Below are 25,172 nucleotides of genomic sequence, written 5' to 3'. Positions count from 1 at the left end.
AATTTTGTTAGTTATCTATCCAAATTGGGTAGAATTTAGCACCTTCTTTAAAGATAAAGGGTTGCTAAGGCTTCACAGGGTCTATTCCCTCTGCCTTTCTTGATAACAATATTCAATAAGCTTATGAACTCGACCGCAAATTAACGCATTAATTTTTTCTCAACCAACACTTTTTAAAATAAATTATTTTAATGAAGCAAAAGCTTCCTCTAAATCAGCTTTTAAATCTTCAATATCTTCAAGCCCTACAGACAGCCTTATTAAATCTTTTGTTACTCCACTCGATTCTTGTTGTTCATCAGTTAATTGTTGATGTGTTGTACTTGCTGGATGAATTATTAGTGATTTTGTATCTCCAATATTTGCTAATAATGAAAATATTTTAGTTGCATCTGTAACTGATTTTGCAGCTTCAAAACCTCCTTTTAATCCAAAAGTTACCAATCCACTTTGACCTTTTGGTAAATATTTTTTAGCTAATGCATTGTACTTACTACTTTCTAATCCTGGATAATTTACCCAAGCAACTTCTTCTTTATTTTCTAACCACTCAGCTAATTCAAGCGCATTTGCACTATGTTGTTTTATACGTACTGGTAATGTTTCTAAACCTTGTATAATTTGAAAAGCATTGAATGGACTTAATGCTCCACCAAAATCACGCAAACCTTCTAATATTAATTTAAAAGTAAAGGCTGCAGCTCCTAAAGCCTCGCTATAAACTAACCCGTGGTAACCTGCTGAAGGCTCTGTAAATTCAGGATAATTCCCATTTGCCCAATCAAAAGTTCCAGCATCAATAATTGCTCCACCTAATGAATTTCCTTGTCCTCCAATATATTTTGTTAATGAGTGTATTACTAAATTTGCCCCATGTTTAATTGGATTTAACAATGCTGGACTTGCCACAGTATTATCTACAATAAAAGGAACTTTAGCCGCTTTAGAATGTTCTGCAATTGCCTCTAGATCTAATACATCTAATTTTGGATTTCCTAAAGATTCAACAAAAAATGCTCTTGTATTGTCTTGTACCGCATCCTTAAAGTTATCCGGATTTGAAGCGTCTACAAACGTAGTTGTAATACCTAATCTTGGCAATGTAACACTTAACAACGTAAATGTACCTCCATATAAACTACTTGAAGCCACAATATGATCTCCAGCTTTTAACAATGTTAATAGCCCTGTTGATATTGCAGAAGTTCCTGAAGCAAAAACTACGGCTCCAACACCACCTTCAATAGCAGCTAAACGTTGTTGTAAAATATCATTTGTTGGGTTATTTAATCTAGTATAAATAAACCCTAATTCTTTCAATGAAAATAAATTTGCTGCGTGCTCTGTATCGTTAAATACATATGATGAAGATTGATAAATTGGAACTGCTCTTGTTCCTGAAGTTGAATTTGTATCGTGTCCTGCGTGTAAAGCTTGTGTTGAAATTTTTTGAGTACTCATAATAATATATTTTAATGTTTTTGATTTTAATTTTAAATAAAAAAGTCTCTCTGGTTTAGGTATTACCAAAGAGACTTAAATCTATAAAAATGATTTTTTAGTTCGTTTAGTTTAGGTAATACCTGCTCATTGCAATGCACATCATTCGCATTAACATAGTTTTACGCATTATATTTAATCTTGAATTCTTCATTTTTTTGTTAAAAAAAAACCTCTGATAATTCAGAGGCTTTATATTTTATATTTTACTAATATTTAAACAATAGCTCTCCTGGTGTAATTTTTACACATCATAGTACGCATATTTTTAAACATTGTATTCATTTTTACTTTTTTTGTTGCGACAAATGTAATGACAAAATTTAAATAACCAAACATTTTCAATAAAAAAATCAATTAAACATTTTTTATATAAATAGAATTTATAAATTTGTACGCTCAAAATCTAAGAGGAAGGATTTGAACTGATTGCAACCTCGTTAAAAAATGCTAAAGCGTAATTTTTTACTTCTTTTAGCGACCAATGCAGTCAACTTATCGTTTCAGTAATAATTAAAATAAATTAAATATGTCGTATTTATTTACATCAGAATCTGTTTCTGAAGGACACCCAGATAAAGTTTCTGATCAAATTTCAGATGCTTTAGTAGATAATTTTTTAGCATTTGATAAAGATTCTAAGGTTGCTTGTGAAACACTAGTAACTACAGGACAAGTTGTATTGGCAGGTGAAGTGAAGTCTAAAACATATTTAGATGTTCAAAAAATAGCTAGAGATGTAATTAACAAAATTGGCTACACAAAAAGCGAATATATGTTCGATGGAAATTCTTGTGGAGTATTTTCTGCAATTCACGAGCAATCTCAAGATATAAATCAAGGTGTTGATAGAGACACTAAAGAAGAACAAGGTGCTGGTGACCAAGGTATGATGTTTGGTTATGCAACCAACGAAACCGAAAACTTTATGCCTTTAGCTTTAGATTTAAGTCATAAAATTTTAGAAGAACTTGCTTTATTAAGAAGAGAAAATAATGAAATAACTTATTTACGCCCAGATTCTAAAAGCCAAGTAACTATTGAGTATACAGATGACAACGTACCTTTTAGAATTAAGGATATTGTTGTTTCTACACAACACGATCAGTTTTTAGAAAATGATGACGAAATGTTAGCTAAAATTAAAAGCGACATTATTAACATTCTTATTCCACGTGTAATTGCTAAATTACCAGCTTCAATTCAAGCTTTATTTAATGATAATATAGTATATCACGTAAATCCAACTGGTAAATTTGTAATTGGTGGACCACACGGTGACACCGGTTTAACCGGAAGAAAAATTATTGTTGATACTTACGGAGGAAAAGGAGCTCACGGTGGTGGCGCTTTTTCAGGAAAAGATCCTAGTAAAGTAGATAGAAGTGCTGCGTATGCTACACGTCATATTGCTAAAAATTTAGTTGCTGCAGGTGTTGCTGATGAAATTTTAATTCAGGTTTCTTACGCTATTGGAGTTGTAGAACCTATGGGGATTTATGTAAACACTTACGGAACTGCTAATGTGGATTTAGCCGATGGAGAAATTGCAGAAATTGTTTCTTCAATATTTGATATGAGACCTTCAGCAATTGAAGAGCGTTTAAAATTACGTCAACCAATGTACTTAGAAAGTGCTGCTTATGGACATATGGGACGTAAAAATGAAATTGTTACCAAGACATTTAAAAATATGAATGGTAATGAAGATAAAACAATTGAAGTTGAATTATTTACTTGGGAAAAATTAGATTATGTTTCTAAAGTAAAAGAAGCTTTTAAATTATAAATAGTATTAAAACTAATAAAAAAGCCCAATTGAAATTTCAATTGGGCTTTTTTAATGCTAAAATTTCAATTCTTCAACCAAATAATTATTTGGAATACCAGCTAACATACCTTCTAGAACATTCTTTTTTATATTAATATAAAACTGATGTAAATTATTTTCTTCGGAAGAAACAGCTTCAATATTAAACTTTTTAAGAATAGCTTTTGTTTGTTTTGCTACTGCTTCACCCGAATCTATAATTCTAACATTATCACCTACAATTTCTCTAATTTGAGGTATTAAATAAGGATAATGTGTACATCCCAAAACCAGATGATCTATATTAAAACTTAACATTGGCTTTAGATACTTTTCTAAAAGCGTTTTTGTTTCTAAAGAAACCAATTTACCGCTTTCAATTAAAGCAACTAAACCCTCACCATTTTGTTCAATAGTTGTTATATTCTTTGTGTACTCTTTTGCTGTTTTTTCAAATAATTTACTACTTAAAGTTCCTTTTGTTGCTAAAATTCCTACAGCTTTTGATTTACTAAATAATGCTGCTGGTTTTATAGCTGGTTCAATACCTATAAAAGGCACTTTATATGTTTTACGTAAATAATCTATTGCATTTGTAGTTGCTGTATTGCAGGCTACAATTATTAGCTTACAACCTTTACTTAATAGCAATTCAGTATTTTTAACACAAAGGGCAACAATTTCATCTTCAGATTTAGCTCCATAAGGTGCATTTTTACTATCTGCTAAATAAATTGTTTTTTCGTTTGGTAACAACTTTACAACTTCTCTCCAAATTGAAGTTCCTCCAATACCTGAATCAAATAAGCCTATTGGTTGATTATTCACTTTTAATCTTTTTTGAAATATAAATGTATAAAAAATCCCGCTATTGCGGGATTTTAATTTTATATAATTAAAGTATTATTGAATACCTAATTTTGCTTTTACTAAAGGTAATAAATCAGTTCCTTTTGCTACTACTAATGTAGAAGCTTCTAAAACATAAGTATAACCATTTGCTGTTGCAACTTCGTCAATAGCTTTTTTAGCTTTTTCTAAAATTGGCTTTAATTTAGCATCACGCTTTTTACCAATATCTTCACGAGCAATTTGAGAAGATTGATATAATTTTTGTTGATCTTGTTGAACTTCAACACTTCTTTGCTTGTTTACTTCATCAGTTTGAGATTTAGCTTCTGCATCATATCTCTTTAATTTAGCTTCTAACTTGTCATTTTCAGCTTTTAACTCTGTTTCGTAAGTTTTACTTAACTTTTCTAATTCAGCGTTTAAAGCTTTAGTTTCAGGCATTAAACTTATTAATAAATCAGTACTAATATGCCCTACTTTTGTTTGAGCTTGAAGTGTGTTAAAACCAAATGCTACAATTGCTATTAATACTAAAATTCTAAATTTTTTCATTTTTTTCCTAGTTATTTAAATTAATTATTGTTCTTCCTTTTTTTGTTCTTCTATTTCCTGAGCTCTTTTAAGCTTTGCAGCTTTAGCATCTTCAATCTCTTTTATACGTTTTAATCTTTTAGCTTCTATTGCTTTTTTAAGTTCTTCACGTTTTTTAATTTGAGCTGCTTTTTTCTCTTCAATTTTTTTCTTCAACTCTAATTGTTTCGCTTCTCTATCTGAAACTTTTTTCTGTAAAGCCTCATTTGGAACTACAACCTTATTCTTTTTGGCTTCAATATCTGCTTTTCTTTTATCTTGTTTACTTTTAATTTCATTTGTTTTTTTAGCTCTAGTAATACTATTAATTACCAAATCGCTAATATCAAAAGATTTATTAGTATAAAGCATTATTAAATCGCTTGACTTATCTAAAACAAAATCGTATTTTCTTTTTTTTGCAATATCTTGTACTGCATTAAAAACTAAATCTTGTATTGGCTGAACTAATTGTTGTCTCAAAAAATAAATATCTCCTTTTGTTCCAAAGTATGCAGATTGTAATTTTTTTAATTCTAATTCTTTAATCTGAATATCTTCTTCTTTTTCGGCAATTAAATCTTTTGTTAACAACGCTTTTTCATTTTCTAGCTCAGCAATTAAACCATCAATTTCTTTTTGTTGTTTTTCAATATTGCTTTGCCAAGTAATACCTTTTGCATTAATTTTAGCTTGAGCCTCGGTATACTCTGGAATATTTTCTAAAATATAATCCATATCAATATAACCGATTCTTTGAGCCTTTTGTGCGTTAACTGCAAACCCCAATATTAAAACTATTGTAATTAAAAGAACTTTCTTTGTCATGACTATTATTTATTTAGAAAAAATCGTGCCAATTTATTTTTGTTTACAAATATAACTCATTTCCATCAAAATTGTTGCCCTATATAGAAATGTGTTTGCCAACCAGATTTTTCTGTAGTTCCAGGCACTGCATCAAACCCGTGAGCAAAATCTATACCTAATAAACCAAAGGCTGGCATAAATATTCTTAAACCTAAACCTGCTGATCTTTTTAATTCAAATGGGTTATATTCATCAAAACCATCATAAGAGTTACCTGCTTCTAAAAATCCTAATGCATAAATAGATGCTGAAGGTTTTAATGTAATTGGGTATCTAACTTCCATTTCGAATTTATTAAACACTTTACCACCATAAACATTAGATAAAGCTCCGTTTTCATAACCTCTTAATCTAATAGTTTCTCTACCATCTAATTGATAGTTTGCCATACCATCACCACCTACATAGTATCTTTCAAAAGGTGTATCACTTAACTCATCGTTATAAAAACCTAAATATCCAAATTCCGCATTTGTCATTAACACCACATCACTTGTTAATGGTGTATACCATTTACCTTTAAAACTTGCTTTGTAATACTCTAACCATTTGTACTTTTCATCATCATCTAAAGTTGAGTAATCTTTATCATTTAATAAAGAGTAAGGGATTGTTAACTTACCACCAATACTAAACTCAGATCCTGATCGTGGAAATATTGGATTTGGTCCAGATGAATTTCTTGAAAATGAAATATTGTATGCCAAGTTGTGAGATTTACCGTCTGAAAACGTAAAAGTTGAAATTGGGTAATCTTTTAAATCGTATAATTTATAACTAATACTTTGTGACAATGTAAAGTAGTTATCTGGCCATTTTAATCTTTCCCCTAACCCTATAGAAGCACCTACAATATTAATACGTTGATCTTTATCTACTCCATTAGTTAAGTAATCATATCTATATTGTGTAGAATTATAAACAGAGAATGAGAATGATCTCGGTTTTTTACCACCTAACCAAGGCTCTGTAAATGAAAAACTAGAAGTAGAATAATATCTACTTTTTTGGTAACGTAAAGAAAGTGTTTGTCCATCACCCATTGGTAATGGTTTGTATGCTTTTTTATTGAATAAATTTCTAATTGAAAAGTTATTAAAAGACAAACCAACAGTACCAATAAATGATCCACCACCGTAACCACCCTGCAATTCTATTTGACTAGAACCTTTTTCGGCAACAGTATAATCAATATCAACTGTTTTATCTTGATAATTTGGTTGTAAATCTGGTGAAACTGCTTCAGCATCAAAATATCCTAACTGACCAATTTCACGAATGGTTCTAATAATATCTTGCTTACTATATAAGTAACCTGGTCTTGTTTTAATTTCTCTATAAACAACGTGGTCATTAGTTCTATCGTTACCGTTAACGCTTACTTTTCTAATCCTTGTAGGTTCGTCTTCAAAAATTCTAATTTCTACATCAATAGAATCTTTATTTACACGTGTTTCAACTGGTAAAACTCTAGAAAATAAATAACCGTTATTTTGGTACACGGTTGAAATATCTTCAGAATCTGGAGTTCCATCACCTGTTACTCTTTCTTTTAATACTTTACCATTATATGTATCCCCTTTTTCAATACGTAAAATACGTTGTAATTGAGCATCGGTATATTTACTGTTTCCTAAAAATTTAATATCTCCGAACAAGTATTTTTTACCTTCTTCAACTTTAATATCTAAGCTTAAAGAATTATCTTCATTAGTAGTTACTTTATGATCTAAGATACGGGCATCTCTATAACCGTTTTCACTATAAAAAGTGATTAAACTTTCTAAATCTTCTTCAAAATCTTTTTCTATATATTTAGACCCTTTCCAAAATCTACCAAGCATTTTTTGCTTAGTATTTTTCATCTTTTTTCTTAATCTTTTTGAGTGTAATTTTTCATTACCTTCAAAATTGATAGATTTAATTTTAACTTTATCTCCTTTATCAATTCTAACCAACATATTCACCGCATTAACTTCTGATGAATCTAACTTGGTATCTACCAATACTTTTGTGTTTAAAAATCCTTTTTCTTGGTATTTCTTTTTGAAATAGTTTTTTGAAGTAATTAGCAAGTTATCTGTTAACATTGCTCCTTTTTTAAGCTCTGCGTCTTTTTGAAGTTCTTTTGCTTTATTTTTTTTAACTCCTTGAATTGAAACTATATTTAATTGAGGAAGTTCTTTTACTTCAAATTCTAAATAAGCAACATCTCCATCTACATTTATAACATAAACATCTACATTACTAAATTGCTTTGTTTCGTATAGTTTTTTAATAGAACTTGTAAGCTTATCACCTGGCAATTTAATTTGCATACCAACTTTTAACCCTGTATAAACTTTAACTGTTTGTTCTTCGAACTTTACCAGCCCTTTAACAGTGATTCCACCAAGCTCGTAAGATTTTTCTTTAACAAACGAAGCCGTTTGCATAGATTTTATGGAATCTTTTACTACTATTTTTTCTTTAACCTGAATTGAATCAGTTTTAACTTCTTGAGCATAAATATTAGCAAGGCTAAAAGCAAAAAGTATAAGAGCTATTTTAAATTTATTCATTGATTTTTTCAATTTGTTCGCTGGTTTTTCCAAATCGTCTTTCTCTTTGTTGATAATTAATAATGGCACTAAAAAGGCTATCTTTATCAAAATCTGGCCAAAGTGTATCTGTAAAGTACAATTCGGCATAAGCCATTTGCCATAATAAAAAATTGCTGATTCTTTGTTCGCCACTTGTACGAATCATTAAATCAACGTCAGGCAAAGAAAATGTATATAAATGATTATTTATAATTTTTTCATCTATTTCTTCACATTTTAAGCTATTATTAACAACTTTTTCTGATATATTTTTGATTGCATTAACAATTTCTTCTCTAGAACCATAACTAAGAGCAAGAGTTAATGTTAATCCTGTATTTTTTTCTGTTTTAATTACAACATCAAAAAGCTCTTTTCGGGCTTTTTCTGGCAATAAATTTACATTTCCAATTGTTTTTAATTGAATGTTGTTTTTTTGAAGATGTGCTAATTCTTTTTTTAAAGAACTAACCAATAAAGCCATTAAAGTTTTTACTTCTAATTTAGGTCTATTCCAATTTTCTGTAGAAAAAGCATATAGTGTTAAACACTCAATACCCAATTCAGCACACCCCTCGATAGAATCTCTAACAGATTTTACTCCGTTTTTATGTCCAAAAACACGTGGTTTTCCTTTTTGCTTAGCCCAACGCCCATTACCATCCATAATAATAGCAACATGCTTTGGCAATTTTGTTTTGTCTATTCTATCTTTAATCTTTGTCATTAATAAGGTGTTGCGTAACATGGTGGTCTACCAAAAGTATAAACTAACGATACTCCTGAAAACATATACCAGTCGTTACTGTTAGGGTTTCCAAAATTTAATGCAGGTATTTTAGTATTGTTATAATCTATATCGTCTTTAAATGTATATCTAGCTCTTACTTCAAAAGCAATAGCAAAATCGTGAATAAGTTTGGTTTTGTAACCTACTCCAAAAGGTATTGCAAATGATGTTTTGTTGGCGTAGTTGTAATTTCCTGGTGAAGATTCACTTTCTATAACTTCGTAATTAAAAGCTGCTAACTCAAACAATAAATAAGGTGTTTGTGTGTGTCTATAATCGTCAATATTATATTCAAAAAAGTTAAACTCCATACCAACAGCCAACTCTTTAATTGAGTTTTTAAATTGTATTCCTCTTAAATTTCTGGCAATATTATTAGAGTCTGCATCATCATCAGAAATTTTAGCATACGTAAAAGTACCTCTAAATGCAACTCTTGGATTCATATTCCACTTATAAATTACCCCTGCCATAATATTATTTGGTTTAATATAAGTTTCAGAACCTATATCTCCAATATAATTACTACCACCAATCATAATCCCAAATTCGTTAATTTGAGCTTTAGAAGTAATTGTTACACAGATAAATGTAAATAATATAATTAACCTTTTCATAAATAAAAATAGCCAGCAAATATAATTAATTCTATTTGCTTTTTGAAGTTAAACAAAGTCTTTTTTGATAAACTGATTAATTACCAATTTATTGTAACCAATTCAACTAATTGTTAATTACGTGTATCTTGCCCCCAAAGTAGTTTTTCACGTAGTGTTTTTAAAAATGTTTGTTTTTTAATTTGAACCATTTTAAGGCTAAAATTTGCTTTTTCAACAAAAACTTGTGTAGTACTATTTATGGTAGTTATACGAGAATCTAACGACAAGAAAAACTCATCTTCTCTACCGCTAACAGTAAATTTAAGCTTTGTTTCATCTGGAATTACCATTGGCCTTGCACTTAAGTTATGCGGTGCAATTGGCGTTAACGCAAAGTTTTTTGCAGAAGGTGTTATAATAGGCCCTCCACAACTTAAAGAATAACCTGTAGAACCGGTTGGTGTTGCAATTATTAAACCATCTGCCCAATATGATGTTAAATACTCATCATCTAAATACGTTTTTATGGTAATCATAGAAGCTGTATTTCTTCTATTTACTGAAACTTCATTTAATGCAAAATTAAAGGGCTGCAAACCATCCATTTCTGGCGATGTTGTTACACTTAGTAACGACCTATGTTTTAATTTAAAGTTTCCACTTACCAGTAATTCAACAGCGCTTAAAATTTCGTCTTTTTGAACTGTTGCTAAAAAACCCAGTCTACCGGTATTTATTCCAACTACTGGAATATTATGATCTCTAATATATGTTACAGCTCTTAAAATTGTACCATCACCTCCAATTGTAAACATAAAATCGAAAGAATCATTTAACTCTTCGTAACAAGAATACGTTTCTATAGTTGCAACATTAACTTCCTCCTTTAAACCATTATAATAGTTTTCTTCAATTAAAAAACTTACATCTTTAGTTTGTAAAATTGTAAATAATTCTTCTATATATTGTTTATCCTCGGTTTTATAATACTGACCGTAAATGGCAACTTTCATAGTTAAATATTTAAATATTTTTGAAGATAATTAGACCTATCTTTTAAATCTTCTAAAAAGGAATCGTCTTTATGGTTAGATAAAACCTGATACTCGTACCTTCTAAAAGATTGGATAATTTCATTAATATTTTGAGAATCAAATTTTACCATTATTTTAACTGATGTTGCTGAAGTTTCAGAAACAAAAACACCTAAAACTTTACCATTATTTGATTCTATTATTTGAGATACTTCGCTAATTGAATAATCTCTTAGTTCCTTTTCTAATAATAAAACAGCTCCATTCGAATTAAAAAATGGCGTTTCGTTATAAGTATGCAACACGTCAATTACATCGTAATAACCAATGTAGTTATTTTTTAAATTTAAAACTGGCATTATCGTAGTTTGGTTCGAAGCAAACTCCTTTAGCACATCTAAAATATTAGCTTCTTCTTCAACAGAAAAAAACTCGAATAAATATTGATAGTAACCTATTTCTTTTTCTTCTTCATTTAAACCTTGAATTTCGGTTTCTGAAATTAGCCCAACCAATTTATCTTTTTCAACAATTGGAAAATGATTAAATGTTGTAGTATTAAAAAACTCTTTAACTTCTTCAATTGTAGAATGAAGTGTAAACGGTTTAAAATCTTTTAAAATGTATGGGGTTATATCCATTACTTTATTATTATACTGCAAATTAATTAAAAATAAAACCAAAAACATATTCTTAGTTTGTAAATTTGTCGCTCGTTTTAAATAAAACCTACTTTAATAATGACAAAATTAAGCGTAAACGTAAACAAAATTGCTACATTAAGAAATTCTAGAGGTGCAGACTTTCCAAATGTTGTAAAAGTTTCTACCGATATAGAATCATTTGGTGCTGAAGGAATTACTATTCACCCAAGACCAGATGAAAGACATATTAGATATAAAGATGCGTACGATTTAAAAAAAATAGTAACTACAGAATTTAACATTGAAGGAAACCCTATTCCTAAATTTATAGACTTAGTATTGGCAACAAAACCAACACAAGTAACTTTGGTACCAGATGCTGTAGATGCTGTTACCTCAAATGCTGGGTGGGATACTATTAAAAATCAAGACTTTTTAAAGGAAGTAATTGCTGAATTTAAAGCTAACGGAATTAGAACATCTGTATTTATTGACACCAACAGTAAGCTTATTGAAGCTGCTGCGACTACTGGTGCAGATAGAATAGAATTATATACTGAAGATTTTGCCACGCAATATGCAAAAGGAAACTTTGAAGGTGTTAAACCTTATACTCAAAGTGCTGTTTTAGCTACCGAATTAGGTTTAGGTATAAATGCAGGTCACGATTTAAGCTTAGATAATATTCAGTATTTTACTGAAAACATTCCAAATTTATTGGAGGTTTCTATTGGACATGCATTAATTGCTGAATCTCTTTACTTAGGTTTAGAAAACGTAGTTAATATGTACAAGCATAAATTAAAAGTTGGTAATTCTAAAAAATAATTTCAACACAAAATAAATGCAAATTTTACACTCAACCATTATAGGTAAAGGAGAACCATTATTAATTTTACACGGTTATTTTGGAATGAGCGACAATTGGAAAACTCTAGGAAATAAGTTTTCCAGTAATTTTGAAGTACACTTAATTGACCAACGTAACCACGGGCGTAGTTTTCATGCCGATGAGTTTGATTACGAATTATTGGTTGAAGATTTACACAGCTACATTCAACACCACAACTTAAAAACCATAAATATTATTGGCCATTCTATGGGTGGTAAAGTAGCCATGTTATTTGCTGTTACCTATCCAGAATTAATGCACAAATTAATTGTTGCAGATATTAGCCCCAAATATTACAAACCACATCACGAAACTATTTTAGCTGCCTTAAACTCTGTTAATTTTTCCATACACAATACTAGAAAAAAAATAGAAGAAGTTTTGCAAATGGATATTAAAGAGCCTGGAATACTTCAATTCCTACTAAAAAACGTATACCGAAAAACTAAAACCGAATTAGCATACAGGTTCAACCTTCAAAGTTTAACCATAAATAATCCAGAAGTTGGTGAGGCATTACCTTCTTTTACATTTTTTGAAGGTGAAACTTTATTTTTAAGAGGAGAAAACTCTAATTATATAACTGAAAACGAACACGGTTTAATTGAAGCCCACTTTCCAAATTCTAATATAATAACTGTCAAAAATGCAGGTCATTGGCTTCATGCAGAGAATGCTACACAGTTTTTTAATGAGGTAATTACATTTTTGGCATAAAAAGTTAATTGGCATAATTATAGTTAACTTTAAACCATAATTATAAAAATTAAACAATGAAATTTATTTTAAAAATATTACTTACCGCATTAGCTGTAGTTGTTTTAGCTACATTTTTACCTGGAGTAACACTTACAAACGGATATACAAGTGCAATTATAGTAGCCTTAGTTTTAGGTATTTTAAGAGTTACTGTAAAACCACTACTTATATTTTTTACACTACCAGCCACTATTGTAACTCTTGGCTTATTTTTATTGGTAATTAATGCAGTAATAATTTTGCTTGCAGACTATTTTGTAGCCGGTTTTGCAGTATCTGGCTTTTGGATAGCTCTACTATTTAGTTTGCTTTTATCCTTGTTCCAATCTATATTATACTCATTATTAAAAGAAAAGAAAGAAAAATAGTTGAATTTGAACGAATTAAATATTTGTTCTCGTGCATAAAAAATAGTACTTTTGCACCCAATTTTTGAATGATTTAAGCTAAAACAGCACAAAATGAATATTACTAAAGAAAATATTGATGCGTTAAACGCAGTAGTGAAGGTTGAAATTTCAGCTGCAGATTACCAAGAAAAAGTAGAAGGAATCTTACAAGATTACCGTAAAAAAGCTGATGTTCCAGGTTTTAGAAAAGGTCATGTACCTGCTGGAATGATTAAAAAGCAATACGGAAAATCTATAATGATTGATGAAGTAAATAAATTATTACAAGAATCATTAAACAATTTTTTAACTGAAGAAAAATTAGACATCTTAGGAAATCCTCTTCCAAAAATGCAAGAAGATTTTAACTGGGACACAGAAGATTTCTCTTTTGAGTTCGAATTAGGATTAGCTCCTGAATTTGATGTTGACTTAAAAGCTAAGAAAAAAATTACTCAGTACAATATTGTTGCTGATGATGAATTATTAGATAAAGAAGTTGAAAACTTACAAAAACGTTTTGGAAAATTAGTTCCTCAAGAAGTTGTTGAAGAAGGTTTTACTGTTGCTGGTACTTTTACAAACGAAGAAAAAGCAATTGAAAACAAAACTACTATTGAACTTAACACTATTAAAGGTAAAGTAAACCTAAAGAAATTTGTAGGTAAAAAAGTAGGTGATGTTATTGAATTAAAATCTAAAGGTTTATTTGATGACGACCATAAATTAATGGCTGCATTAGGTTTAACTCACGATGAAATTCACGGGTTAGAAATTCCTTTAACTTTTACAATTGAAGAAATTAACGTAACTGAGTTAGCTGAAATTAATCAAGAATTATTTGATAAAATATTTGGTGCTGACGTTGTAAAATCTCTTGAAGAGTTAAAAGCAAAAATTAAAGAAGATGCTGAAAAACAATTTTTAGCACAAGCAGACCAACAATTATTAAACGCAGTAACTGAGTATTTGGTTGAAAACACTAAGTTTGATTTACCTGCTGACTTCTTAAAAAAATGGATAGCAACTGCTGGTGAAAATCCATTAACTCCTGAGCAAGCTAACGAAGAGTACGAGAAATCTGAAAAAGGTTTACGTTACCAATTAATTGAAGGAAAAGTTTTAAAAGACAACGAACTTCAAATTAACTTCGATGAGTTAAAAGACTTTACTAAAGGTTTTGTAAAAGCTCAAATGGCTCAATACGGACAATTAAATCCTGAAGAAAAAGAATTGGATGATATTGTACAACGTGTATTAAGCAACCAAGAAGAAGCTAAACGTTTACAAGAGCAATTAGTAAGCAAAAAATTATTAGACTTCTATAAAGAGAACATTACTTTTAAAGTAAAAGAAGTAAACTATGAAAACTTTGTAAAAGAAGTTTACAAATAGTATAACTTATATATTATTAAAAAGCCTTCACAAAATGTGAAGGCTTTTTTTTTATTGAAACAATTTACAACTTAAAAGGTTTTAAGCCTTTTTTACAATTTTTAATGGCATTTTAAAAAATTGAGACCTGTAGTTAGTTGATACAAATACTTTTTGGTAATTCAATTTAGATTTTACATAATCTTCAACCAACGCATTTTTTGAGCTTACATTAATAACAACTATTTCTCCTTTTTTAGTTATTAAAAACTCTACTTCTGCATTTACATCTGCAGACACTCTAAAAGGAGCACTTTCTAATAATTTTACAATTTTTGCTCTTACTTGGTTAGAGTAATTTGTTTTTGGCGAATTAGCAGTCATTACAAAACCACTAAATAAAGCAATAAATAAAATAGATAATTTTTTCATGATTTTTTTGTTTTTGTTATACTCCAAATGTAGGGTAACACACAACTATTTTTCACAAAAAAAGATTAACAAATAGAAAGACTAATGTTAAGTTACCAGCATATTTTGCAGTAGCTAACAAAACATTTAAATACGTAGAAACCAATTAATTTCTGTTAATTATATATAATTTACTATAACAAATACTACATCGATTCAATTTCTTACAACACAAACATCAATTCGATAAATAATTACTCAATAAAAGACAAAATTGACTTATTAGCTTAATGTTTACTACAAGTTTTCGTTATACTCTAATTTTGGTAAAATTGTTCTTTTTTTCTTTTGAATTTTCTCCATTTTACGCAAAATTTTATCCAGCATTTTAACTGCCTTTTCAATATAAGGTCCTTTGTTTAACATTACACATTCTGCACGTTGTGCCATTGCAGCATCCGTAATTTCAGCTCTTGTTGGAATTCCTTTTTTGGCTAAATTTTCTAAAACTTGTGTTGCCCATATATCAGGTAAATGAGCAGCTTCACACAATTGCAGTATTTCTTCTTGAATAATTGCAAAGTTTTTCCAACCAGTTTCAATAGCTAAATCACCACGAGCAATCATAACTCCAACAGGATAATTTTCCATAGCCTTTAAAAGTATACTTGGTAAATTTTTGAAAGACTCTTTGGTTTCAATTTTTAGTATTATACCCAAATTAGCGTTTAATCGTTTAAATTCAGTTAGTAAATCTTCTACATCTTGCTTATTATTTACAAACGAAAAATTTACAGTATCTGCATATTCAGCAACAAACTCAAGATCTAATTTATCTTTAGCTGTTAAACCACTAACTTTTAACTTACTATTTGGTAGGTTAATTCCTTTATCAGCTTTTAATTTTCCACCATTCTTTTTGGTGCTAGTAATTTCAATAATTAAATATTCCGAATCTATTTCCTTTACAACACCTTCTATTTTACCATCATCAAAATAAATTAATTCATTTACTTCTAAATTATTGAAAATCTCTGGCAACGTACAAGATACGTGTGCAATTTCTTTTACAGTACCATCTTCATTATATATTGTTGGCTCGCCTAAAATAGGCTCTTTATCTAATCGTAATAAATCTCCTTCATACAAAAATATAACCTCTTCTAAAGGCAATAGTTCGTGTACACTATGAATTTCTGAAGAAGCTTTTTTTTCTAAAAACACATTTAATAGCGTTCCTGTGGTTACAAAAGCAGAATCTGAACAAGAAGCCCAACGTCCATTACCTTCAACAGCATCAATATTTATTCTACATTTTTTATCTCTCGAATCTTTAAACAAGATGAACGATTTTTCATCTGTTTTTTTCAACCATTTTTTATTAACAGGTATAATTACATCTGCTACTTCACCTTCTGGCGGTAATTTACCATAAGGAGCTAACCAAATTTTTGCTGGTACAGTAACCTGCCCCAATGTATTACGCTGTGGTTTTATACGAACAACTTTATGGCCAGGTTTCATTTTACCGGTACGTAATTTTGGACCACCTAAATCCATCATTATTTTACAAGTATCTTCCTCCTCTTTAATATTAGTTATAATTTGTTTCCAAATTTCCTCATCATCGTGCGCACAATTTACACGTGCACAATTCATTCCTAATTTTAATAAAGATGTTGTAAAATTTTTATCTGAAGCCGCAATTGTTGGTTGTGTAACCAATATACTTGTTTTTCTATTATTTTTTTTAGGGCCAAATAATGCTTTCGAATTAACTTTTAGCAGTTTTTTTGCTTCTTTATTGGTTAAAAACAACTCGTCTACAACTTCTAACTCTTCAATTTTTAATAAACTATTTACAATGGTTCTAAAATTTAATAAATTGTGAAGAATACTTAATTCCGAACCTCCAGAATTTGGAAAGCCAATTTCAGATAGTTTACTTTGAAACTCATCTACATTAAAACTTCGTAAAGCTAAATAATGAATTAGATTTTTTGCGCTTTTAGCGTAATTAGGGTGAACACTTTCTATTTGTGTTTTATACCGAACCTCATACTCTTGCAGTTTTGCAAGTACTAAATCTATATAATTGTGAATTTCTAGTAGTTTATCTTTGGGAAATAGCATAGTCGTAATTTAACTGATAAAGTTACGACAATTAAAACTTAAAATGAATAAAAATAAGTGAAGCTATTACTTTCTTTTTTGCCCTCTAGTTTTAGGCTTTTTATATTTTTTGGCAATTTCTCTACGATAAGAACCTCCTAAGTTTTTCTTTCTATTTTTTTCCTTTTTCTCGTGAAAAGCAGGTCCGCTTGGTTCATCGCTAGATTTTCTAGAATGTGTTTTTTCTGGTTCTACTTTAGGCATTTCTTCATCTATCATTCTCGAAGAAATTTCAATAGTATCTGGCATATCATCTACATCTATTTCTTTGTTCATTAACAATTCAATTTCTCCTAAATATTCTGCTTCTGTTTCATTAAAAAACGAAATTGCAGTTCCTTCTTGCTCTGCTCTACCAGTTCTACCAATTCTATGAATATAATTTTCTGGCTCTATAGGTACATCAAAATTAATTACGTGGGTTACATCAGTTAAATCCAAACCTCGTGCAATAATATCAGTTGCTATAAGTACACTAAATTTCCCTTTTTCAAAGTTTTTTACAGAACGTAATCTATAATTTTGAGTTTTATTAGAGTGAATAACATTCGAAATACTAGGTAATGTTTCTTCTAATTCTTCAAATAAAATATTAGCCCACTTTTTATTTTTTACAAACACCAATACCTTAATAAAAGTATCTTTATCTTGTAATAAATTAACTAAAAAATTAACCTTTGTATAAAAATTTGGAACAGGGTAAGCTAGTTGTTTAATTGTATCCAAAGGACTACCACTACTCGCTACTTCAATTTTTACTGGCGATTTAAAAAAGTCGTCCAACAAGCCATTAACTTCACTTGTTAATGTTGCTGAAAACAAAATATTCTGACGTTTTTTTGGCAATAAATCTAGCAATGTAATTAATTGGGATCTAAAGCCTAAATTCATCATTTCATCCACCTCATCAATTACTAATTTTTGAATAAACTTTAATTTTAAAATTCCATCTAAAGCTAGATCTAACAATCTACCTGGTGTAGCAACTAAAATATCTTGACCAGCATATACCGTTTGTTTTTGTTTATTCAAATTTGTACCACCGTATACACCCGTAAACCGCACATTAATATATGGCGTTAAGTTTTCAATTTCTTTTATTACTTGCACCACTAATTCTCTTGTAGGAACAACAATTAAAACACGTGGGTGTTTTTGTTCAGAAAAAGTTAATTGGCGTAAAATTGGCAATAAATATGCATATGTTTTTCCTGTACCCGTTTGGGCAATTCCAACCATATCTTTACTACTCATAATTACATTAAAAGCTTGTTGTTGAATTGGAGTTGGAGTTTCAACACCCATTTCATTTAAAGCATCTAGTAAAAAACGGTTTAAATTTAAATCAGAAAATTTCATTTGCTTGTAGTTTTTTGCAAATATAAACTATTATTACAGTTCAAAAATTTTCAACCTATTATAATGCCTTCATATCTTTTATTTCTTCATTTTCTGAAGGTAAACATTCAATTTCACCTTAAAAAGATATAAAAACAAGAAAATTAAAACTATTTTTTTATTAAATAATAAAACTCACGCTCTAACTCGTATTTCATTCTTTTAGCACTTCTTCGCATAAAAACATATGGAATACCAAACATAAAAGCTCCATGTATTAAAATAAAAGGCAATGCAAAACCTACTCCATTTCCTTCAATATTATCAGCCATAAAAAAGGCTCCAATAAATATTGTATAAAACACAACTCCAATAATGTAAAAAGGAATCATCATATTGCTAAAACCATTTACTTCAGTTTCTACAATTAGTTTCTCATTTTTTTGTGAGAAATTCCCTTTTGCAATTGCAAAATTCATATTCATATCAAAAAGTCGTTTTCTTCTTTTTATCTTAAAGCCATTGAAGTCAACTTGTCCTTTATATTCATTTTTACTTGAAGAAAAAATATCAAAAGTATCTGAAAATATTCCAGTATCTCCTTCGTCTACATGTTTTTTTAATATTGAAACAAAATCAAATTTCTGAATTTCTAATTCTACAGTAAAATATTCAATTAGTTTTATCTTTTCTAAAAAATCTTTCATAGTGTTTTTTAATAATATCCTGAATAAAACTCCTCTCTACTTTTCTTCTTCAAAAAGAAGTTTTGTATTTGGGTCCAACTCAATGTATTTAACATCTCCTTTTGCTTCAATTTCGTAAGCATACGATTTATTTTGAACTTCAATAGTTTTTATTTCTGAACTTCCATCCTTATAATACAATGCTATTTCTAACGGAAATTCAAAAGGTTTTTCTTGTAACTGCTCTACTGTTAATCTTAATTTTTTTCTGAAATAAATAAAATCAGTTTTTAAAATAGGGTGTCCAACATTAAATAACCATTGATTAAAAAACAACTCTAAACTCTTGCCAGAAACTTGCTCCATAACCTGTTTAAAATCTTTTGTTGAAGCATTTTTAAACTTATAAGTATTATAATATTCTTTAATTCCTTGCCAAAATAATTCATTTCCAATTTTGTCTCGTAACATATGTAAAACCCAAGCTCCTTTTTGGTAGGAGTTTGCGTTTAGCAACTTCATAAAGTCTTTTGTTTTTCCGTCTACAACAGGAGTTTTAGATTGTTTATAAAAGCTTAATACTTTAGATTTCTCTTTACGCAATCTAGTTTTAAAAACTTCATCACCATGCTTTTCTAACATATACAAATCGGTTAAATAGGTTGCAAAACCTTCGCTTAACCATAAATGAGACCAATCTATTTCAGTTGCCGAATTACCAAACCACTGATGTACAATTTCGTGAGCAATTAAGTCTTCGTGCTCTTGTTTACCTGTTACAGATTCTTCAAAATAAAATATATTACCAGCATTTTCCATACCTCCAAAACGAGTTTTAGACTGCACGTTTGCTAATTTTTGATATGGATACTCTCCAATTTTTTCAATAAAAAAATCAAGAACGCTTTTAGCTATTTCAAAATCGTGAAAACCATTTTCTTTAGTTTGTGGATACACCCAAGTAGAAACTGGTACATTTTGAACTTCACCAATATTTTGAATAGCAAATTTAGCAATTCCAACAACCATTACTTTAGTTGGTAGCGGTACTTCGGTTTTAAAATAATACTGCTTTCTTTTTTCAGAAATATTAGTTTCTTCAACCATAAAACCATTTGCAATTGCTTGATAATGATTTGGTGCTTTTATAATATATTCTACCGTAGCTTTATCTGATGGATGATCTACACATGGAAACCAGTTTTTAGCTCTATTTGGCCAGTTATCTCCAAAAAAAGTTCTATCTCCGTGTAAGTTTTTACTTATTACCAAACCATCTTTTGGTTCTCCTTTATACTTAATTTTATAGGTGTATGTTAAATTTGGAAAATTATGTTTTGGATAAATAATTAGTTTATTATTTAATTGTTTAAAATTTACCTCTACATTATTTTGATAAATGGAATCTACCTTCATTCCTTTGCCAGATACAGAATCACGTTCAACCAAATCTAAATAGAATTCGTTGGCTGCTTGTTTAAACTGTAAATTCACATTTATATTAGCATTAATTACATTTGTAGAATCGTTAACCTCTAAAGTTAATTTGTAATGTTCTACATCTATAATTTTGTATTGTGGATTGTTATATTGAGCCTTAAGTATTGAAATACTACCAATAAAAAGAGCTATAAAAAGTTTAAATTTCATTCTAAAAAAGTTTCTAAACGCTAATTTAATCAAATTCATACAAACAAAACATATGTTTTAGCGCTCAAAACTTAAGTTTACGCTAAAAAACAAGGCTAATTTGATACAAAATAATAATTAGCTTTATTTTTAGTTTATACTTCTTATCTTTACACTCTTATTAAAATAAAAAACCTGAGAAATGGATTACGGAAAAGAATTTAAAAAGTTTGCGACTCAACACCATGGTATCAACAGTATGTACTATGATAAAATTGTGAGTAACGTAACGCCATATATTATGGAAGAGCGCCAATTAAACATTACACAAATGGATGTTTTCTCGCGTTTAATGATGGACAGAATTATATTTTTAGGAACAGCAATTGACGATTATGTAGCTAACATAATACAAGCTCAATTGTTATTTTTAGAAAGTGTAGATAACTCTAAAGATATTTCAATTTACATTAATTCTCCTGGAGGAAGTGTTTACGCTGGGTTAGGAATGTATGATACTATGCAGTTTATTAAGCCAGATGTTGCTACAATTTGTACAGGTATGGCAGCTTCTATGGGGGCAGTTTTAATGTGTGCAGGAGAAAAAGGAAAACGTTCTGCGTTGCCACACTCTCGCATTATGATCCACCAACCTTTAGGTGGTGCACAAGGACAAGCTAGTGATATTGAAATTACGGCTCGTGAAATTATAAAATTAAAAGACGAATTATACCAAATTATTTCTAAACATTCTGGTCAAACTATGGAAAAAGTACACGCTGATTCTGATAGAGATTATTGGATGAAGGCTAATGAAGCTAAAGAATACGGTATGATTGATGAAATTTTAATGCGTAAATAATAAACATTAAAATTTTAAACGAATAATAAGATTATGGCAAAAGATGAAGTTTTAGAATGCTCGTTTTGTGGTAGAAAAAAACCAGAAACTGATTTATTAATTGCTGGTTTAGATGCGCATATTTGTGATAAATGTATAGAACAAGCTCACGGTATTGTTGCTGAAGAAATTGCAGGAAAAAGCGATACTTCTTTAGCATCGGAATTGATTGTAAAAAAACCTATGGAAATCAAGGCTTTTTTAGATCAATATATGATTGGGCAAGAAGATGCAAAACGTGTAATGGCGGTTGCCGTATATAACCACTATAAAAGATTGCTTCAACCTAACACAAAGGAAGAAGATGATATTGAAATTGAAAAAAGTAATATAATTGTAGTTGGTGAAACTGGTACAGGTAAAACTTTAATTGCTCGTACAATTGCAAAAATGTTAAATGTTCCTTTTTGTATTGTTGATGCTACTGTTTTAACCGAAGCTGGTTATGTTGGTGAAGATGTTGAAACTATTTTAACACGTTTACTTCAAGCTGCGGATTATGATGTTGCAAAAGCAGAAAGAGGAATTGTTTTTATTGATGAAATAGATAAAATTGCACGTAAAGGTGATAACCCTTCGATTACTAGAGATGTTTCTGGTGAAGGTGTGCAACAGGCTTTATTAAAACTATTAGAAGGTTCTACAGTTAATGTACCACCAAAAGGAGGTAGAAAACACCCAGATCAAAAATTTATTGAAGTAAATACTAAAGACATTTTATTTGTTGCCGGAGGTGCATTTTCTGGTATAGATAGAGTTATTAGTAAACGTTTAAACAGACAAGCTGTTGGTTACGGCGCTTCTATAAAAGTTGATAAAGTAGACGAAGAAAACTTATTACAATATATTATTCCTAGCGATTTAAAATCGTTTGGTTTAATTCCAGAAATAATAGGTCGTTTACCTGTTTTAACACATATGAATCCGTTAGACGCTAATACATTAAGAGCAATTTTAACAGAGCCTAAAAATTCAATTATTAAACAATACCAAAAACTATTTAAAATGGATGGTATTGATTTTTCTATAAATGAAAGTGCTTTAAGTTATATTGTAGACAAAGCCGTTGAGTACAAATTAGGTGCTCGTGGTTTACGTTCTTTGTGTGAAGCAATACTAACTGATGCTATGTTTGAAATGCCTAGTTCAGAAGAAAAATTACTAAAAATAAACAAGAAATATGCTGAAGATAAGATTAATAAATCTACGCTTAAAAAGTTAAAAGCAGTTTCTTAATTCGTTTTAAAATATAAAAAAATCACCTGTTATTTTAATAGGTGATTTTTTATTTAATTTTGTATTTTAGAACACTAAAAATTACCCAATACATTGATTAACAGAAGTACCATAGACAAAGTTTTTGAAACCGCTCGTGTTGAAGAGGTTATTGGTGAATTTGTTCAGCTTAAAAAATCGGGAAGTAGCTTTAAAGGTTTAAGTCCGTTTTCTGAAGAAAGAACACCTTCATTTATGGTATCGCCTGTAAAAGGTATTTGGAAAGATTTTAGTACTGGTAAAGGTGGTAATTCAGTTTCATTTTTAATGGAACACGAACACTACTCCTACCCTGAAGCTATTAGATATTTAGCAAATAAATACAATATTGAAATTGAAGAAACCGAACAAACAGACGAACAAAAGCAACAAGCTGATGAACGTGAAAGTATGTTTATGGTTTCGGAATATGCTAGAGATTATTTTAAGGATATTATTCATAATAATCCGCAAGGAAAAGCTATTGGTTTAAGTTACTTTAAAGAACGTGGTTTTACTGATGAGATTATTGATAAATTTCAATTAGGTTACTCTTTAGACGAATGGGAAGCCTTTACTACGGAAGCTTTAAACAAAGGTTACAATTTAAAATATTTAGAATCTACAGGTTTATCTATTGTAAAAAATGATGGCCCAAGAGCAAAACAATTCGACCGTTTTAAAGGCCGTGTTATGTTCCCGATACATAGTATGAGTGGACGAGTTTTGGGATTTGGTGGTAGAATTTTATCCAACGATAAAAAAGCTGCAAAGTATTTAAACTCGCCAGATAGTGATATTTACCACAAGAGTAATATTTTATATGGTATTTATTACGCAAAGCAAACAATTTCAAAAGAAGACAATTGTTTTTTGGTGGAAGGTTATACTGACGTTATTCAGTTTTATCAAAGTGGTGTTCATAATGTTGTAGCATCTTCTGGTACTGCACTTACCGAGCAACAAATTCGTTTAATAAACAGGTTAACAAAAAACATTACCATACTTTTTGATGGTGATGCTGCTGGAATTAGAGCATCCTTACGTGGTATTGATTTAATTTTGGAACAGGGAATGAACGTTAAAGTTTTAATGTTTCCTGATGGTGAAGACCCAGATAGTTTTGCTAAAAAAGTTTCGAGCGAAGAATTAAAAGAATATTTAAATAACAATGCGCAAGATTTCATCAACTTTAAGGTTTCCTTACTGATGGAAGATGCTAAAAATGATCCTGTTAAAAAAGCAGGCTTAATTAGAGATATTGTTATTAGTATTTCAAAAATTCCAGATAGAATTCAGCAAGAGGTTTACCTTCAAGAATGTTCTAAAATTATGGACATTTCTGAAAGTGTTTTATTTAGTGAACTTGCACAACTAAATAACAAACAGCAGCGCTCTACAAAACCAAAATCTTCTTTTTCAGGACAACAAAACCGAGGTTCAATTAGCGGTAATACGCAAGATCCTAATCAGCCGCCAATAGATGCTCTATACCCTGAAGCTTTTCAAGTACATAAAAACAAACCTATTGAAAAGTTTAACGAACTTAGTAAATACGAAAAAGAAATTATAAAAATATTGTTGTTATACGGCAATAACGAAGTAGATTTTGTAGATTTTATTGCTGGTGACGAAGTAGATGATGAGGAAGTTCAATTATTAAAAAAAATTGAGTTTACCAATGTAATTTCAAAAGAGATTTACTTAAACTTACAACAAGACGAAATTGAATTTACCGATGAGAAATTCAGGCAAATTTATTTTGATATTATTCATCAATTAAATCAAAATGAAACTATTTCTATAGATACGCTTGTAAACCATACAAATATGGAAGTAGCTAATATTGTTACTAATATATTAATGGAAGATGAAAAACATACCATTAGCGATTGGAGTAGAAAAGAAATTGTTGTAAAAAGCAAAGAAAGTAATCTTTCTAAAATGGTACTTGACGCCATATATAACTTGCGCCGAATATTAATAGATCAAAAAATAAAATCTATAATATCTGGTGAAGATGAAGTTATTGAAAGAGAACAAATGTTAGAACAAATAATGAACTACACCAGTCTTAAAAAACAATTAGCCGAACGATTAAATAGAGTTATATAAC

General features: G+C 29.6%; 22 protein-coding genes and 1 riboswitch. Of the genes, 8 read left to right on the top strand and 14 right to left on the bottom strand.

What is annotated here, in order from left to right; translation table 11 throughout:
* Positions 1–8: 8 nt before the first annotated feature.
* A riboswitch (SAM riboswitch) is annotated at positions 9–109 on the bottom strand.
* A gap of 74 nt (positions 110–183) precedes the next feature.
* Positions 184–1,461 carry an O-acetylhomoserine aminocarboxypropyltransferase/cysteine synthase family protein gene (locus tag BLU40_RS03510; protein WP_090120353.1) on the bottom strand — a complete coding sequence of 426 codons (1,278 nt, stop codon included), beginning with the start codon at positions 1,459–1,461 and terminating at the stop codon, positions 184–186.
* A 568-nt stretch (positions 1,462–2,029) separates the two neighbouring features.
* Between BLU40_RS03510 and metK the strand changes: the two genes are divergently transcribed.
* On the top strand, positions 2,030–3,289 hold the full coding sequence (gene metK, locus BLU40_RS03505; RefSeq protein ID WP_090119775.1) for a methionine adenosyltransferase: 1,260 nt from the start codon (positions 2,030–2,032) through the stop codon (positions 3,287–3,289).
* A 57-nt stretch (positions 3,290–3,346) separates the two neighbouring features.
* Here metK and murI read toward each other — a convergent pair whose 3' ends face one another.
* From murI to BLU40_RS03465, 8 genes are all read right to left on the bottom strand, one after another.
* On the bottom strand, positions 3,347–4,138 hold the full coding sequence (murI, locus tag BLU40_RS03500; protein ID WP_090119773.1) for a glutamate racemase: 792 nt from the start codon (positions 4,136–4,138) through the stop codon (positions 3,347–3,349).
* A gap of 75 nt (positions 4,139–4,213) precedes the next feature.
* Positions 4,214–4,714 (bottom strand): OmpH/Skp family outer membrane protein, encoded by a 501-nt coding sequence (locus BLU40_RS03495; protein WP_090119771.1) that lies wholly within the window; start codon positions 4,712–4,714, stop codon positions 4,214–4,216.
* A 24-nt stretch (positions 4,715–4,738) separates the two neighbouring features.
* The gene (locus BLU40_RS03490) at positions 4,739–5,560 is read right to left on the bottom strand and encodes an OmpH/Skp family outer membrane protein (protein ID WP_090119768.1); all 822 of its coding nucleotides are present in this window, start codon (positions 5,558–5,560) and stop codon (positions 4,739–4,741) included.
* Between the two features lie 65 nt (positions 5,561–5,625).
* The gene (gene bamA / locus BLU40_RS03485) at positions 5,626–8,163 is read right to left on the bottom strand and encodes an outer membrane protein assembly factor BamA (RefSeq protein WP_175454736.1); all 2,538 of its coding nucleotides are present in this window, start codon (positions 8,161–8,163) and stop codon (positions 5,626–5,628) included.
* Positions 8,156–8,911: an isoprenyl transferase gene (locus BLU40_RS03480; RefSeq protein WP_245729888.1), complete on the bottom strand. Its 756-nt coding sequence runs from the start codon at positions 8,909–8,911 to the stop codon at positions 8,156–8,158. The genes bamA and BLU40_RS03480 overlap by 8 nt, the downstream gene beginning before the upstream one ends.
* The gene (gene porG / locus BLU40_RS03475) at positions 8,911–9,591 is read right to left on the bottom strand and encodes a type IX secretion system protein PorG (protein ID WP_090119759.1); all 681 of its coding nucleotides are present in this window, start codon (positions 9,589–9,591) and stop codon (positions 8,911–8,913) included. Before porG ends, BLU40_RS03480 begins: the two co-directional genes overlap by 1 nt.
* Positions 9,592–9,704: 113 nt before the next feature.
* Positions 9,705–10,586: an NAD kinase gene (locus BLU40_RS03470; RefSeq protein ID WP_090119757.1), complete on the bottom strand. Its 882-nt coding sequence runs from the start codon at positions 10,584–10,586 to the stop codon at positions 9,705–9,707.
* A 2-nt stretch (positions 10,587–10,588) separates the two neighbouring features.
* A complete protein-coding gene (locus BLU40_RS03465) occupies positions 10,589–11,248 on the bottom strand; it encodes a CBS domain-containing protein (RefSeq protein WP_175454735.1) in 660 nt (219 codons plus the stop codon).
* A 99-nt stretch (positions 11,249–11,347) separates the two neighbouring features.
* Between BLU40_RS03465 and BLU40_RS03460 the strand changes: the two genes are divergently transcribed.
* From BLU40_RS03460 to tig, 4 genes are all read left to right on the top strand, one after another.
* Positions 11,348–12,079: a pyridoxine 5'-phosphate synthase gene (locus tag BLU40_RS03460; RefSeq protein WP_090119752.1), complete on the top strand. Its 732-nt coding sequence runs from the start codon at positions 11,348–11,350 to the stop codon at positions 12,077–12,079.
* Positions 12,080–12,095: 16 nt separating this feature from the next.
* Positions 12,096–12,860 (top strand): alpha/beta fold hydrolase, encoded by a 765-nt coding sequence (locus BLU40_RS03455; RefSeq protein WP_090119750.1) that lies wholly within the window; start codon positions 12,096–12,098, stop codon positions 12,858–12,860.
* A 56-nt stretch (positions 12,861–12,916) separates the two neighbouring features.
* On the top strand, positions 12,917–13,270 hold the full coding sequence (locus BLU40_RS03450; protein WP_090119747.1) for a phage holin family protein: 354 nt from the start codon (positions 12,917–12,919) through the stop codon (positions 13,268–13,270).
* Between the two features lie 93 nt (positions 13,271–13,363).
* Positions 13,364–14,686 (top strand): trigger factor, encoded by a 1,323-nt coding sequence (gene tig / locus BLU40_RS03445; RefSeq protein ID WP_090119745.1) that lies wholly within the window; start codon positions 13,364–13,366, stop codon positions 14,684–14,686.
* Between the two features lie 81 nt (positions 14,687–14,767).
* Here the strand turns inward: tig and BLU40_RS03440 are convergent, their stop codons facing one another.
* From BLU40_RS03440 to BLU40_RS03420, 5 genes are all read right to left on the bottom strand, one after another.
* Positions 14,768–15,097, bottom strand: coding sequence for a hypothetical protein (locus BLU40_RS03440; RefSeq protein ID WP_090119743.1), 330 nt, complete (start codon positions 15,095–15,097; stop codon positions 14,768–14,770).
* Between the two features lie 276 nt (positions 15,098–15,373).
* A complete protein-coding gene (locus tag BLU40_RS03435; protein WP_090119741.1) occupies positions 15,374–17,209 on the bottom strand; it encodes a pyruvate kinase in 1,836 nt (611 codons plus the stop codon).
* Positions 17,210–17,275: 66 nt separating this feature from the next.
* Complete coding sequence (locus BLU40_RS03430; protein WP_090119739.1) at positions 17,276–18,607, bottom strand: DEAD/DEAH box helicase; 1,332 nt, start codon at positions 18,605–18,607, stop codon at positions 17,276–17,278.
* Between the two features lie 149 nt (positions 18,608–18,756).
* A complete protein-coding gene (locus tag BLU40_RS03425) occupies positions 18,757–19,293 on the bottom strand; it encodes a hypothetical protein (RefSeq protein WP_090119737.1) in 537 nt (178 codons plus the stop codon).
* A 36-nt stretch (positions 19,294–19,329) separates the two neighbouring features.
* Positions 19,330–20,922: a M1 family metallopeptidase gene (locus BLU40_RS03420; protein WP_090120350.1), complete on the bottom strand. Its 1,593-nt coding sequence runs from the start codon at positions 20,920–20,922 to the stop codon at positions 19,330–19,332.
* 181 nt (positions 20,923–21,103) lie between these two features.
* On the opposite strand from BLU40_RS03420, the gene clpP reads away from it, so the two are divergent.
* The 3 genes from clpP to dnaG all read left to right on the top strand — a co-directional run bounded on the left by clpP (position 21,104) and on the right by dnaG (position 25,171).
* Positions 21,104–21,763 (top strand): ATP-dependent Clp endopeptidase proteolytic subunit ClpP, encoded by a 660-nt coding sequence (gene clpP, locus BLU40_RS03415; RefSeq protein ID WP_090119734.1) that lies wholly within the window; start codon positions 21,104–21,106, stop codon positions 21,761–21,763.
* 33 nt (positions 21,764–21,796) lie between these two features.
* Positions 21,797–23,038, top strand: coding sequence for an ATP-dependent Clp protease ATP-binding subunit ClpX (gene clpX, locus BLU40_RS03410; RefSeq protein ID WP_090119731.1), 1,242 nt, complete (start codon positions 21,797–21,799; stop codon positions 23,036–23,038).
* 93 nt (positions 23,039–23,131) lie between these two features.
* Positions 23,132–25,171, top strand: a complete 2,040-nt coding sequence (dnaG, locus tag BLU40_RS03405) for a DNA primase (protein ID WP_090119729.1) — start codon at positions 23,132–23,134, stop codon at positions 25,169–25,171.
* Position 25,172: the final 1 nt, after the last annotated feature.

The organism is Lutibacter oricola (assembly GCF_900106565.1).
In the GTDB taxonomy this organism is placed as follows: Bacteria; Bacteroidota; Bacteroidia; order Flavobacteriales; family Flavobacteriaceae; genus Lutibacter; species Lutibacter oricola.
The sequence above is the reverse complement of the archived record's forward strand: the minus strand, read 5'-3'. Positions and strand labels throughout refer to the sequence as shown.